Origin of the sequence: Ruminococcus sp. B05 (assembly GCF_003628495.1) — a bacterium.
Taxonomy (GTDB): Bacteria; Bacillota; Clostridia; order Lachnospirales; family Lachnospiraceae; genus Schaedlerella; species Schaedlerella hominis.
This window is the reverse complement of sequence record NZ_RBZR01000006.1, coordinates 102639-117404: the sequence shown is the minus strand read 5'-3', so window position 1 is coordinate 117404 and position 14766 is coordinate 102639. Positions and strand designations below refer to the sequence as shown.

Annotated in this window: 11 protein-coding genes; 9 read left to right on the top strand and 2 right to left on the bottom strand. The window is 37.4% G+C overall.

Annotated features, from left to right (window positions below):
* Positions 1-49: 49 nt before the first annotated feature.
* Positions 50-865 (bottom strand): AraC family transcriptional regulator, encoded by an 816-nt coding sequence (locus tag D8Q48_RS06770; RefSeq protein ID WP_117989718.1) that lies wholly within the window; start codon positions 863-865, stop codon positions 50-52.
* A 198-nt stretch (positions 866-1063) separates the two neighbouring features.
* On the opposite strand from D8Q48_RS06770, the gene D8Q48_RS06765 reads away from it, so the two are divergent.
* Both D8Q48_RS06765 and D8Q48_RS06760 read left to right on the top strand, forming a co-directional pair.
* On the top strand, positions 1064-3265 hold the full coding sequence (locus tag D8Q48_RS06765; RefSeq protein ID WP_121056024.1) for a glycoside hydrolase family 3 N-terminal domain-containing protein: 2202 nt from the start codon (positions 1064-1066) through the stop codon (positions 3263-3265).
* A gap of 89 nt (positions 3266-3354) precedes the next feature.
* Positions 3355-4398 carry an alpha/beta hydrolase gene (locus D8Q48_RS06760; protein ID WP_121055990.1) on the top strand — a complete coding sequence of 348 codons (1044 nt, stop codon included), beginning with the start codon at positions 3355-3357 and terminating at the stop codon, positions 4396-4398.
* Positions 4399-4465: 67 nt separating this feature from the next.
* Here the strand turns inward: D8Q48_RS06760 and D8Q48_RS06755 are convergent, their stop codons facing one another.
* Entirely contained in the window at positions 4466-5602 is a 1137-nt protein-coding gene (locus D8Q48_RS06755; protein ID WP_022076227.1) for an anaerobic sulfatase maturase, read from the bottom strand.
* 238 nt (positions 5603-5840) lie between these two features.
* Between D8Q48_RS06755 and D8Q48_RS06750 the strand changes: the two genes are divergently transcribed.
* The 7 genes from D8Q48_RS06750 to D8Q48_RS06720 all read left to right on the top strand — a co-directional run bounded on the left by D8Q48_RS06750 (position 5841) and on the right by D8Q48_RS06720 (position 14760).
* A complete protein-coding gene (locus D8Q48_RS06750) occupies positions 5841-6704 on the top strand; it encodes a LysR family transcriptional regulator (protein ID WP_117989721.1) in 864 nt (287 codons plus the stop codon).
* Between the two features lie 125 nt (positions 6705-6829).
* On the top strand, positions 6830-8257 hold the full coding sequence (locus D8Q48_RS06745) for a sulfatase-like hydrolase/transferase (RefSeq protein ID WP_121055988.1): 1428 nt from the start codon (positions 6830-6832) through the stop codon (positions 8255-8257).
* A 17-nt stretch (positions 8258-8274) separates the two neighbouring features.
* The gene (locus D8Q48_RS06740; protein WP_172696965.1) at positions 8275-9708 is read left to right on the top strand and encodes a sulfatase-like hydrolase/transferase; all 1434 of its coding nucleotides are present in this window, start codon (positions 8275-8277) and stop codon (positions 9706-9708) included.
* Positions 9709-9801: 93 nt separating this feature from the next.
* On the top strand, positions 9802-10365 hold the full coding sequence (locus tag D8Q48_RS06735) for a chromate transporter (protein ID WP_022076232.1): 564 nt from the start codon (positions 9802-9804) through the stop codon (positions 10363-10365).
* The gene (locus tag D8Q48_RS06730; protein WP_121055986.1) at positions 10362-10922 is read left to right on the top strand and encodes a chromate transporter; all 561 of its coding nucleotides are present in this window, start codon (positions 10362-10364) and stop codon (positions 10920-10922) included. Before D8Q48_RS06735 ends, D8Q48_RS06730 begins: the two co-directional genes overlap by 4 nt.
* A 206-nt stretch (positions 10923-11128) precedes the next feature.
* A complete protein-coding gene (locus tag D8Q48_RS06725; RefSeq protein WP_121056023.1) occupies positions 11129-12106 on the top strand; it encodes a flavodoxin family protein in 978 nt (325 codons plus the stop codon).
* A 251-nt stretch (positions 12107-12357) separates the two neighbouring features.
* Positions 12358-14760 (top strand): helix-turn-helix domain-containing protein, encoded by a 2403-nt coding sequence (locus tag D8Q48_RS06720; protein ID WP_117989725.1) that lies wholly within the window; start codon positions 12358-12360, stop codon positions 14758-14760.
* The last annotated feature ends 6 nt before the right edge of the window (positions 14761-14766 follow it).

The following is a 14766-nucleotide window of genomic DNA, read 5'->3' as shown; positions in this document are numbered from 1 at the left end:
CGGAGTTTTTTGGCATGCATGCGAGCCAAAAAACTCCGTCCCTAGCGGTTTATCCATTTTTACGATATCGTTCAGGAGTCATCCCAACAATATTTTTGAACGTTTTTCCGAAATAACTTGGACTGTCAAATCCACACATTTGTGCTACATCGATGACCTTTTTTTCGGGATATTGAATTAGAAATTGTCGGGCATGACCAATACGAATGCTGGTGAGACATTGAATAATTGTTTCACCGGTATTTTTCTTAAATAAAGCACACATGTAATCCTTTGTAAGATTGACCGTTTCGGCCAATTCATTCAGGCTAATCGGCCGGGCATAATTTTCCTCTAACCACGAAATGACTTTCAAGACGAAAGGATTTTCGTGGGAATATGTAAATTCATGTGTGCGCGTGATACATCTGGAAAGATCCAAAAGAAAATCGTAGCATTCTTTTGAATAGGAAAGCGTCTGATCACTGGAACGATTTTCATAAAGCCAGAGGAGTTTTTGAATATGCTGTTCGAAAATAGAGCCATCCGAAAAATGATAAGCGCCGGATTCGCCCATTTGAAGTAAAGCAAGAATATCAGAACAGAGAGGACCATTGAAGGCAATAATATGCAAAGTCCAGTTATTTGTGACTGCCTGATAAATATGTTCCTGGTCAGGATAAATAAGAAATCCCTGTCCTTTTGTAATTATGCTTCTTTGTTCATCTAAGATAAGTTCGCCCTGTCCTTTTACACAGTAGAACCATTGAAAGTAAGGAACTCCCTGAGGTCTTCGGACCGGTTCCTGCAAATGATTTGCTCCAAACATCCAAAGTTGGATAGGAAGAGTCTGGGAAAATTCTTTGGAATGAAATTGATATAGCATGTGTTAAAACCTCAAATCTATATATCGTTATATAAATATCATTATATTTAGATTGAGGAATGCTGTCAAGGGCGTATAATGAAAGTATAGAATTCAGTAGTTTGCAGGCACATTGCTATTTATAGAAAAGAGCTTTGAATATTGAAAATTCAGCAGAATATGGTGATGTACGCAATCATGAAAGGAGAACGACAGAATATGAACTTAACAGAAGTACAGAAAGCAAAAGTAGAAGATCTTTTAAGCCAGATGACATTAGAAGAGAAGATTGGTCAGATGAATCTGGAATCGCCATCAATAGTAGGCGGGTTTGAAGTTCCGTTTGAAGAGTTGATCGAGATGATGACAGACGGACGTATTTCTCAGGAGGAATTCCAGAAAATCCTCGCAACTTCAGAGCAGGATTTCCATGAAGATGATATCCGTGCTGGTAAAGTCGGAGCAATGATGGTAAATGACCCACGTAAAAATAATGAATTGCAGAAAATTGCAGTCGAAGAAAGCAGACTTGGAATTCCGCTGATTGTAGGATTCGATGTAATTCATGGGTTCCGCAGTGTGTATCCGATCGCAATTGCAGAGGCAGGATCTTTTGATGAGAATCTGTTCGAAAGAACAGCAAAGATGGCTGCAAAAGAGGCAAGAGCTTATGGAATAAACTGGACATTTGCACCGATGATCGATGTCGCAAGAGACTCTCGTTGGGGACGAGTTTCCGAGGGACCTGGAGAAGATCCGTATCTGGGGTCTTGCTTTGCGAGAAAGAAAATTCAGGGATTGCAGAATAATCAGGAGTCTGTAGAAGATTATGTGGCAGCCTGTGTAAAACATTATGTTGCATATGGTGCCTGCGAATCAGGAAGAGATTACAATACAACAAGTATGTCAATCTCTCAGCTTCATAATGTATATCTGCCGACATTTAAGGCAGCAGTAGAAGAGGGAGCTGCAACAGCAATGGCATCATTTAATGATTTGAATGGTGTTCCATGTACAGTCAATGAATATACACTTCGTCAGGTATTGAAAGATGGATATGGACTGGATGGATTTGTTGTCAGTGATGCAAATGGAATCAAAGAATGTGTGGCACATGGTATTGCTGAAGATGAAAAAGATGCCGGTTGTCAGGCTGTCAATGCAGGTCTGGATATGGATATGGGAACAAACATTTACTCCAAGAATCTGGAACAGCTGATCAAAGAAGGTAAAGTATCTATGGATACAGTAGATGAGGCTGTGCGTAGAATCTTATCAGTAAAAGTATGGCTTGGATTGTTTGAAAACCCATATGTTCCGGATGAAGTGATCGAGCAGTATGAAAAAGCATTGCCGGAAGAACATGTTGCAATAACATTAGAAGCAGCGAAGAAATCAATTGTATTATTAAAAAATGAAAAAAATATTTTGCCATTAAATAGAAATTTGAAAATTAGTCTGGTTGGAACTCTGGCAGCTGAAAAAGCAGAAGTTTGCGGTGCGTGGGCAATGGCATTTAATCAGGCAGACTGTGTATCAGTGTTAGAAGGACTGCAGAACAGTGGAGCAGATGTAAAATATTATCCATGTGGCGGACCGGAAGGTGCGATTAATGAAGAAGAGATAGAACAGGCTTGCCTGGAAGGAGATGTGATCATCGCAGTAGTTGGAGAGACTGCTAGTATGAGTGGAGAGGCATCTTCAAAAGCAGATACAACATTGCCGGGAGAACAGAGACAGTTGCTGGAAAAATTATTAGAATTCAGAAAACCACTTGTAACAGTATTGATGAATGGACGTCCGCTGGCACTTGGCTGGGAGGCAGAACATTTACCGGTTATCGTAGAAGGATGGCATCTTGGAATCCAGGCAGGAAATGCGTTGGCATCCGTACTTTTTGGAGAGACAAATCCGTCAGCAAAATTGTCAGCTTCGTTCCCGTCAGTAACAGGACAGTGCCCGATTTATTATAATCATCCAAGTACAGGAAGACCGGGAAGCAAGAGTAAGTTCACATCACGTTATCTGGATGCTCCGTTCGATGCTCTATATCCATTTGGCTATGGATTAAGTTATACAACATATGAATACGAGAATCTTCATGTGGAAGAAAAAGCAGAGGAACTGGAAGTAACAGTACAGGTGAAAAATACAGGAGACCGCGAAGGTATAGAAATCGTACAGTTGTACATGCAAGATGTAACAGCAAGTCTTGTGCGTCCGGTGAAAGAACTGAAAGGTTTTGCAAGAGTAGAGCTGAAACCTGGACAGGAAGAAATTGTTGTGTTACATTTGGCAAAACAGGATATGGGATTCTATAACAATCAGGCTGAATATGTATTAGAAGATGGAAAATTCAGAATCTATGCTGGTGGAAACTCAAGAGATTGTCTGTGTGAAGAAGTAAATGTTAAATTTTAATTAAAGGAGGAACAGTGCAGGAAAAGTCTATCGGACAGATAGAAAATCTTGTGCTGTTCTTTATATAAATATATGGGAGGAAACAGAAAATGAAAACAATAGAAGTTACTTTGAATGAAAAACGAAATGTCCGTTTAACAGCATTTATTCAGGATGTAGGAAAAGAATATCGAAATATTACCAAGAGACCAGGTGTACTGGTAATTCCAGGAGGCGGCTATATGTTCTGCTCAGACCGTGAAGCTGAACCGGTAGCGTTGGCGTACTTAAATGCAGGATATGATGCGTTTATTCTTAGATATACGATAAACGAGGTCGGAAGCTGGCCGGACCCATTACAGGATTATGAAGATGCAATGGAATATATCATCAATCATGCAGATGAATGGAATTTGATGGCAGATAAAATTGCAGTAGCCGGATTCTCAGCAGGAGGACATCTCGCAGGTGCAGCTGCAACGATTGCCAAGCATAAACCGGTAGCAGCAATTTTAGGTTATGCAGTATTAAATGAACAGGTTGATGAAATCGCAACCAATGCACCGAGAATTGTAGAAGAAGTAAACTATGATACTTGCCCATGCTTCCTTTTCGCAGCTCGTACAGACAATGTGGTTCCGATTCATAGCAGTATTCAGATGATGGATGCACTAGATAAGGCAGGAGTAACATTTGAGAGTCATATTTATGCATATGGACCGCATGGTTTTTCAACAGGTGATGAATCCATCCAGACAAGAGAATCCGCATTTTGTCCAAGAATTCCAAATTGGGTAAAAGATAGTATTGGATTTTTAAAGGATGTGATGGGTGATTTTTATGTTGGAACAGCAGAAGATAAAGTACTTACAAAACCAAATTGTAAAGCACATATCACAGATGATGGTGCAGCATGGCTTTCTCTGGATTGTACGATTGGAAGAATTTTTGGAAACCCGGCAGCAAAAGAGGCACTTGCGGATACAATCAAAGTGATGAAAGAGAAAATAACTCCATTTAGACCGGATATGACATTTGAAGATATGATGACAACACTTAGTAAAATGAAATTGCTAGATTTGCTTCAGGAGCGTTCTATAGATGTGGACGAAGAGAAGTTGAATGAGGTGCTGGGAAAGATTCCGAATATCTGATAAAATATGAATTTAAAATTTATAAATGATACGAATATAGAATTTTAGCAAAAAACAGGAGAGCGGATCAAAAGAAATCTGTCCTCCTGTTTTTAGCAATTTTATCTGCAATATCCATAATGCGAGTATAATTTTTCTGGAAAAACATCTGATAACTTTTACAGTAGTAATTTTGATAACTGTTGGAAGTTTTATTATAGTCGCGGTTTCTTTGACAGCCACCCTTGCAAAGTGGATAATATTTACAACATTTACAATTAGAATCCAGTTTTTGAGAGCATTCTATAAATCCCGAATCTACCCGATGCTGATTGATTACATCTATCCGATCTGTGTTAAAATTACCGAGGAGATATTCGTCAAGAACATAGAAATCACATGGATAAACACTTCCGTCTGCTTCAACAACATTCTGGATTCCGCAGAATCCACGCTGCTCACAGGATTCTGGATAATAACCCATTGCGATTGCAACATAGTTTTCGAATTGACGGATAAATGGCTGCTTTCCTTGCTGTAGATCGCTGTACCAAAGTTCAAAAAGATCAATCAAAAATTGTCCATATACTTCTGGTGAAAGCGAATGAGGATTGTTTCCGTGAGGTTCATTTAAAGGATCGAGACAGGCAATATATTGTTGATAATTCCATCCTTTTTTTTGATAAAAGGAATAGATGGTACGTATGTGAGCGGCAATTTGGGGCGTTACCACTGTTAAAATATTGTAATCGACCTGATATTGATCCATTAACTTGGCTGAGGCAACAACCCTGTCAAAAGTATCCTCGTTATTTGCTGTACGTCGGTAGATATTGTGGATTTCTCTGGTGCCATCAATAGAAAGTCCTACTAGAAAATGATTTTCGTGAAAGAATTTGCACCATTCTTTATCTAACAGATAGCCATTGGTTTGGAACGAATTTGATATGGTAATGTTGTTTTTGTTATATTGCTTTTGAAAGGCGACAGCCTGCTTGTAGAAATCCAGACCACGTAAGGTTGGTTCACCGCCCTGATAGGCATAACTGATATATCCTTCTGCACGAAGCAGAGTCTTTCGAATAACATTTTTTAAGGTTTCTTCCGTCATAAATCCATAAGATTTATGCGTTCGCTTCTGGGCTTCATCACAGTAAAAACAGTAGTCACAGGACATGTTGCACAGACTGGATGAAGGTTTCATAAGAACACTGATTGCGGGCATATAAATTCCTCCTGTTAGATTATTGCTTATATTCCAGACCGTATGTTCGAGATAAAGTGAACGATAACAAATTATCTTTTATTTTATAAAAATGTCTAAGTTCAGTTTACATGAGACGCAGAGAAAAGTACAATGCAAAAAGAGGATTGTGTCATATCAAGACTGCATGAATGATATAAAATCTGCATTTGAGTAAAAGATAGATTTATGTTACCATGAAGTTATTGAGGTGAGCAGGATGAATTTATTACAGATAAAATATTTTTTAGAAGTAAGCAAAACATTGAATTTTACAAATGCAGCACAGAATCTATTTGTATCGCAACCTGCATTTAGCAGGCAGATTCAGGCGCTGGAAGAAGAATTGGGGGTAAAATTACTATTTCGAAATAATCGGAAAGTGGTACTTACAGAAGCAGGAAAAGTGTTTCAAAATCGATTTGAAAAGATTGTTAATGAGATTGAGGAAAGTTTAGAAGAAGTGAAAAGTAAGACCGCACATCAGGACTTTGTTCGAATTGGAGTATTGCAAGTGATTACTTCGGAGTTGATTGATAATTTATTAGAAAAATTATGCGGATTTTTCTCTCCGGAAAAGATTCAAATATACAGATATCGATTTGATGAGTTAAAGGAAGCTTTTGAAAAAGATAAGATAGATATTGTTATATCTCTGGGCGGATTTTTATCAGAAAGAAGCGAGATTGAGCACTATACGTTGGAACGAATTTCAGCTGGGATTATATGTTCTAAAGAGATGAAATTTAATCAGAAAAAGAAGGAAGTCCTGTATCAGGAACTTAAGAATAAAAAATTAATCTGTGTAGAAAAAGAATTAGATCCTGAGTTTGGAAAATATCAGGAAATGATATTGCATAAATTACAGATTGCATCAGAACAAGTTATATATACGGGCGATGTTATAAATACGATTTTACATTTACATAAAAAGGATGGATATAGCATTTTTTACAAAAACCCAGATTTGCTTGAGTCTGAGAAGATACAGTTTATACCGATTGAGGATGAAAGCATCTATTTTAAGATTATGATAAGTTGGAAAAGAGAAAAGAAATTTCCAATAAAAGAAGTATTTGGATAAAAACATGGTTTGATGCAAATGCAGAATTGCATGATGAGTTTCAGGCATTATACAAGTAAAAGCAAAATTGTTATAGTTTCTTTAGAACGAGAGACTATAACTTTTTTATATTAGGAGATGATATTTTGAATTATGTATTGCTGTTTCCAGATGAAATGAGAGCAGAAAGTCTGGGGTGCTATGGACATCCGTTGGTAAAGACCCCGTACATTGACAGACTTGCACAGGAAGGAACATTATTTGAACAAAACTATACGACACATCCGGTTTGCGGTCCATCCCGATGTAACTTGGTCAGTGGCTGGTATCCGCATGTAAATGGAAAAAGAACGTATTATAATATTACAGAGCACGATCCTAATTTTATATCGCATTTAAATGAGGCTGGATTTGTGACGTGCCACGCAGGAAAAGATGATATGTTTGATAAACAATCCATGCAACATGTCTTCAAAAAATTACTCCCATTTAAAAGGAGAGATGTTACAAAATCATATCGTGCAATTGAAAACGCACCATATTCTATGTTATATCCACCAATTCCAAATATAGATCAGAAAGAAATCGGGGATGAGCAACATACAGAAGGCGCAATTGAATTTATAAAAGAACAAGCTCAGAAAAAGCAACCCTTCTTTTTGATGTTATCATGGATGAATCCGCATCCTCCATATACGGCTCCGGAAAAATACTATAACATGTATAATGCCAAACAGATTCCATTTCCGAGAAAATTGGAATGGGTGAAAAAGAACAAACCTGAATTATATAAGGTTTTAAAGAAGTATCGAAATACGGAAGAAGAGACAGAATTATTTTTTAGAAAAATCAATGCTGTTTATCTTGGAATGATATCTTATGTGGACGAATTGACAGGTAGAGTTGTACAGACGTTGAAAGAAGCCGGAATTTATGAGGAGACAACAATTATTTTGTGCTCTGACCATGGAGACTTCGCGGGAGATGCAGGAGAAGTTGAAAAGTGGCCCTCAGATATGACGGATATGATAACGAGAGTTCCACTTATTATAAGAAGACCGGGATGTAAGGGTGGACAGCGAATTAAGACACTTACACAGTCTTTTGATATTTTTCCGACGATTTTGGATTATGAGAATATAGAGTTGCATTATCAACAATTTGGGGTTTCACTTCGTCCACAATTAGAGGGAGAGAATGGGGATGAGTCACGTGCGGTTTATTGCGAAGGGGGGTATGATATAAGTGAACCGCATTGCTTTGAACCGACATGCTTTAAAGGAACACCATTGGATTTTCCACAAATTCCAGGAACAGATTATTATCCGAAATGTCTGCAGCAACAGGAGAGACCAGAAACAGTATGCCGTGTTGTGATGCAAAGATATAAAGAATGGAAACTGATTGTGAGGACAAATGGAGAAAATGAATTATATAATATGCAAATAGATCCATGGGAAGAAGAAAATTTGTATGGACAAGAGGAATATAAAGACATTTCTATTAAATTAGAAAGAAAAATGTTAAATTGGTTGATTCATACTTCGGACGTGGTGCCAATAGAAGGTAGATGATTACAGGAGGGCGAAAGATGAATGTATTATTCTTTTTTACAGATGAAATGAGAGCGGATGTGTTGGGATGCTATGGAAATCAGGTGTCAAAAACACCAAATTATGACTGGATTGCAAAAGAGGGAACTTGTTTTGAGAATACTTATGTTGCAAATCCAGTATGTGTTGGTTCAAGATGTTCTCTGTTGACAGGATGGTATCCGCATGTAAATGGTCATCGGAGTTTGTTACACTTTATAGATGAACATCATCCTAATTTCATGAAAGATTTTAAAGATGCAGGATATAACGTACAGTTTTATGGGAAAAACCATTGTTTGAACGATGAGGCTTCAAGGCAGTCTTTTACGAAGAGTCTGGGATTGAAACTGGCATGGCGGAAAGACAATGAGGTTGTGAAAACTGAAAAATTACCGATGTTTTCTGGACGTTACCACATGTTATTGGAGCCAATGGAAGACGAAGAATTAGAAGAAATGACAGATACGAAAATGGTAAATGCCGGAGTCGATTTTCTGAATCACTATCAAAAAGGAGAGAATCCATTTTTCCTGTTTGTATCATTAAATAATCCACATGCGCCATATACGATTCCGAAAAAATACTATGACATGTACAATCCGGATGATTTGCCAGAATTGCGAAGAAAAGATTTGGAAAATAAGCCTGCTTTTATGCGAATTATTCGAGAATATAGTCATTTCGAAAAGGTGGATGATGATACATTTCGTAAGTGTGCAGCAGTGTATCTGGGTATGGTAAAGTATTGTGACGATATGTTGGGTAGATTAATTGAAGCATTGAAACAGAATCGTTTATTGGAAGACACGATTATCGTAACCTCCTCTGATCATGGAGACTGGGCAGGAGATTATGGGCTGGTTGAAAAATGGCCAAATGCGTTTGATGATGATCTGACAAAAGTTCCGTTATTGATAAGGGTTCCAAATTCGTTAAAAGAACACAAGGTAAAACAACTGGTGTCAGAGCTGGACATTTTCCCGACTTTATTAGATTATGCAGGCATAAAAGCAAAGCATGATCATTTTGGCAAATCGCTTAGAAATTTGATTGATGGGGAGAAAGAAACCGAAGATGCAGTTGTTTATTGTGAAGGGGGATATGATGTTCGGGAACAACAGTGTTTTGAAGGAACGGAGCGGGACTATAATTTTTTAATGCGACCAGAGTGTATTTATTATCCGAAAATGTTGATTCAACAGGAAAGACAGGAATGTGTGTGTCGAGGTACGATGATGCGGAAAAAGAACTGGAAGCTGATTGTGAGAACAAATGGAGAAAATGAATTATATAATTTGGAGGTGGATGCAAAAGAGGAAAAGAATTTATATTATAATCCAAATTATAAAAATATTGTCTGTGAGATGAAAAATCAAATGTTGGACTGGTATTTACAGACATCAGATGTTGTTCCAAGATTGCAGGAATGATATATTTATAGAAAGATATGTCAGTAAGAGGAGGAGATTTCCTCCATAAGAATAGAAATATAAAAAGAAACACAAAAAGATAGGACGAGATCGATGAAAAGTAAAAAAGAAATTTTACTGAAATTATTTATATCTACACTTTATTTAAGTACATTTACTTTCGGAGGAGGATATGTCATCGTAACATTGATGAAGAAAAAATTCGTAGATGAATATCACTGGATTGATGAAAAAGAGATGCTGGATCTGATTGCAATCGCACAATCTTCGCCGGGCGCGATTGCCGTGAACGGAGCAATTGTTGTAGGATATAAGCTTGCGGGGATCTTGGGAGCAATGACTGCGATTATTGCGACGATACTACCTCCGCTTGTTATTATTTCTGTCATTTCTGTGTTTTACAATCAGTTCCACAATAATGTGATTGTAAGCCAGATATTAACTGGTATGCAGGCGGCGGTAGGCGCGATCATTGCGGATGTAGTATATGGAATGGCAAGCGGTGTAGTAAAAGAAAAGAAGGCAGCACAGAATCTGATTATGATTGTAGCATTTATGGCAACCTGCTTTTTTGGAGTACCGGTTTATGCAGTGATTTTAATCTGCATTGGAATTGGATGTGTGCAAACATGGATAGGACGGAGGAAATGGGCATGATTTACTTACAATTATTCTTTAGCTTTTTGCAAGTTGGCCTTTTTAGCTTTGGCGGAGGGTATGCAGCGATGCCATTGATACAGGAACAGATTGTTACAAAGCATGCGTGGTTGAGTATGGTTGAATTCACAGATTTAATTTCCATTTCGCAGATGACACCGGGACCGATTGCGGTGAATTCTGCAACTTTTGTGGGAAATAAGATTGCAGGTGTTGGAGGCGCTTTGATTGCTACAACAGGCTGTATTCTTCCATCTTGTATTATTGTGACGAGTATTGCCTATGTTTATCTGAAAAATCGAGAGAATCAGGTAGTTCAAGAAGTGCTTCAGTCGTTGCATCCGGCGGTAATTGCCATGATTGCATCTGCGGGTATTAGCATTTTGATTACCGCATTCTGGGGAGATGGTGGGAAAATTTCTGTTTCAAATACAGACTGGAGCATGGTTGTAATTTTTGTTATTTCCTTGTTCTTATTGAGAAAAACTTGTATAAGTCCAATCTTAGTGATGATTTTGGCAGGTGGAATGAAACTTTTTACTTCCATGCTTCTGTAAAAGGTCAAAATTGAATATAAAAAGATGACCTTTTAAGTTTCGACAAAAAATAAAGAAAGATAAGCAGGTCATTTTGAGTCCAGAAAAGAAGGCATATGTGATGAGGTATGGATATACATCAATCGGTATAATGAGAATGTAATATCAATCAGGTCGAAATGAATCGTAACAGATTGGAAAATCGAGGAAAAAGAAAGGAAATAACTATGAAAGTATTAGGATTATCATTTGGTAAAAAGAATGCAAACACAGACATTCTTGTAAAAGAAGCTCTTTATGGAGCAAAAGAAGCATTTCCAGATGCTGAGATTAATTTTATCAATACACAGAGACTGAATATCGGTCGTTGTATCGGATGTGGAGCCTGTTCAATGGCTTTAGAAAAAGGAAAAGATAACAACTGTATCATCAAAGATGATTTCCAGATGGTAGAAGAGGCTGTTCGTGAAGCAGATGCAATCATCCTTGGAGCACCTGTATATGTATTGCAGCCGGTAGGACAGTTCAAAGATTTTGTAGACCGTTTCTCATGCCGTCACGATGTATCAGCTATTAACTGGGTACTGGATAAGAGAAGAGCTGGAGAAGCTCCTGGTAACGCAGACGATTATCCAATCGAGAGATTAAGACGTCGTACAGTTTCTTACATTTCAGTAGGTGGAGCAAGCACAGAAAACTGGGTATCTATGGGAACAGCAACTCTGCATTTATTCGGATTCCCAGCAATGATGAAAGTTGTTGCTAACTACAATGCAAACAGCATGGGAACAATCGGAAATCCATACCTGAATGACGAAATGATCGGACATATGCACGAGATTGGAAAACGTACAGCAGCTGCTGTAGAGATGGATGATAAAGATGTTGAATTCTACGGACCAAAAGGAATGGGAACATGTCCTGTATGTCACCAGAACCTGTTGACAGTAAACGGAACAACAACAGTAGAGTGTCCAATCTGTGGTATCGAAGGAAAGATTTCTATCGATGGAGATAAATTAAATGTTGAGTTCTCTGAAGCACAGCAGGCAAGAGCAAGAGGAACATTTGCCGGATTAAGAGAGCATACAACAGAAATCCAGGGATTCGGAGCAATCTGTGGACCAAAGATCATGGCAAACAAAGAGCTGCTTGAGAAGAAGATGGAGCGTGTTAAAAAGTTTGATGAAATGATTAACGCATAAGACTTTATGAAAAGTTATAAATTGTAATACATAGTAGTATGGATTCCCCCGCAGGGTGTTGCGATAGGCAGCGCTCTGTGGGGGTTACTGTTTACAGAGTTGAAAAATAATGTATTTGTTTGTGTGGCGTGTTTGGCAGATTAATGCGAAGAATATCTGTGTTCGGCAAGACTTGACGAAAATATTATCACCTATTAAAATTAAAAATAGTGACTAAAAAGCAGAAACCACAAAAGAGAGGTAGTACTTGAATGGATAATATGCGAACAATTATGGACTTCGAATTTGATACTAGCGAAGTACAGAATACACATTTTCATCAGAATCTGGAGATTGTATATGTTCTGGAAGGCAGTGTGGAAGTACAGATTGAACCAGAAACTTATAATTTGAAAAAAGGTGATTTTTTACTTATTAATGCGAACAAGCGTCATTCTTGGAGAGCGACAGAAGAAAAAATCCTCCTTGCATCATTTCAGATTAATTTTACTATGTTGGCAGAATATATGGGAACAAATCAGTTATTATTCTGGTGTAATACAACGGTTGATAAAAATGAGTCTTATGAACAGTTGAAACAAGTGCTGGATCAGATGCTGAATCGTTCTTATGATAAAGAAAAAGAAGGGGCGATTTATCTCAATAGCATTTATTATGAAGCTATTTATTTGTTAGTAGCTTACTTTATGATAAAAGCGGACGATGTAAGAATGAAAGAGAATTTTACCCCAGATAATTCGCGAATATTTGAGATACAGAATTACGTGCAGGCAAATTATCAAAAACAACTGAGTCTGAACGATCTGGCACAGAAATTGTATTTATCGAATGCATATTTATCCAAATATATTAAGAAACATTTTGGACTTAGTTTTTTGGAATATGTCAATAATATTCGTCTGTTCCATGCAGTAGATGAGCTTGTCTATAGCGAAAAAAAGATTACAAGAATTGCACTGGACAATGGATTTCCTACAACAGCAGCATTCAATAAGGCTTTTAAAGAAATCTATAATATGACTCCGTCGGCATATCGTTCGACTGTTCATAAAGAAGAAAATCTGAATGAGAATAAAGAGGCAAAACAAGAACTGGATAAAAGGGTGAAAGAATATCTGACAGGCAAAGAGCCGGTGGCGGATAATACAGCGACAAGAAATATGAATCTGTATGTCGTAGATGCAAAGAATACTACAGAGTGGAAAAAGCCATGGGATAAAATCATCAATATGGGAAATATTGATTCGCTGCTCAATTATGATGTGCAGAGTCAGCTGCTTATGATGCAGAAAGAAATCGGATTTTCCTATGTCCGGATTTACAATATATTTATGCAGGATATGTATTATGAAAATATTTCCGGAGATAACAAATATAATTTCAGCAGAATAGACCGCGGGCTGGATTTCTTGGTAGAGCATAATTTGAAACCATATATAGAACTCTCATTTAAACCAACAGATGTAAATTATACAATCAATTCGGCTGTCGGAGACCGATATAATGAAATCATATTTCATGACAGAGAAAGTTATGTAGAGGTGATGCAGGCGTTTTCATCACATATTGCAAACCGATATGGGGTAAATGAAATCGAGAGCTGGTATTTTGAACTTTGGAAAGATGACCGTCTCAATATGCTGGATGCGAAAGGGTGGTATTTTGACTGTTTTGAGATTGGATATCATGCATTAAAGAAGATATCGTCAAAAATCAAGGTAGGAGGAGCTGGATTTGCACTTGGATACGATAGATATCAATACAGTATTTTAATTCAAAATTGGAAAACAAGAAATGTCAGACCAGATTTTATCAGTGTGTACTCGTATTCTTATTTATTGTTGCAGCAGGACGGGGTTTATTTTGGAAAGCGTTCGCTTGATAACAGCTTTGTGAAAAATCAACTGGAATTATTCAAAGATGTTTTGAAAGCAGAAGATTTTATGCCGGATGAACTACATATTACAGAGTGGAATTTTACAATATCAAATCGAAATTGCATCAATGATAGTTGTGCACAGGGAGCATACATTGTGAAAACGTGTATCGAATCAATTGGCGAAGCAGATATGATGGGGTACTGGCATGGTTCGGATTTGCACACAGAATATTATGATTCCGGTGCTGTTTTGTATGGGGATAATGGTCTTCTGACAAGAGATGGAATCAAAAAGCCATCCTTTTATGCATTTCATTTTCTGAAATTTTTAAAAAAGGGATTACTTGGTAAAACAGAAAATGCGTTGTTGACAACAGATGGACGAGGTGTATATACTATTGCGTGCCATAACTGTAAAAAATTTAATTATCGATATACAATGAAGGCTGAGAAAGATATTCGGGTAGATGATATTGACAGTTTGTATGAGGATACAGATTCGATTCATTTAAAATTTCAGATTAATAATGTAGAAAATGGAAACTATGTTATGCGCGTTTTTTATGTGAATGAGGATAATGGAAGTATCCAAAATATATGGAAGGACATGGATTATATCGGAAATCTTTCCAAGGGAGAGGTTGAGTATATGAAACGAAGTGCAAACCCGAAGGTAGATATGAGAAGGATTACAGTGCAAGACAACGTTCTGCGTATTGAGACAAAATTAAAAGCACATGAGATTAAAGTGCTGGACATTCACTATCAATATTAGAAACGT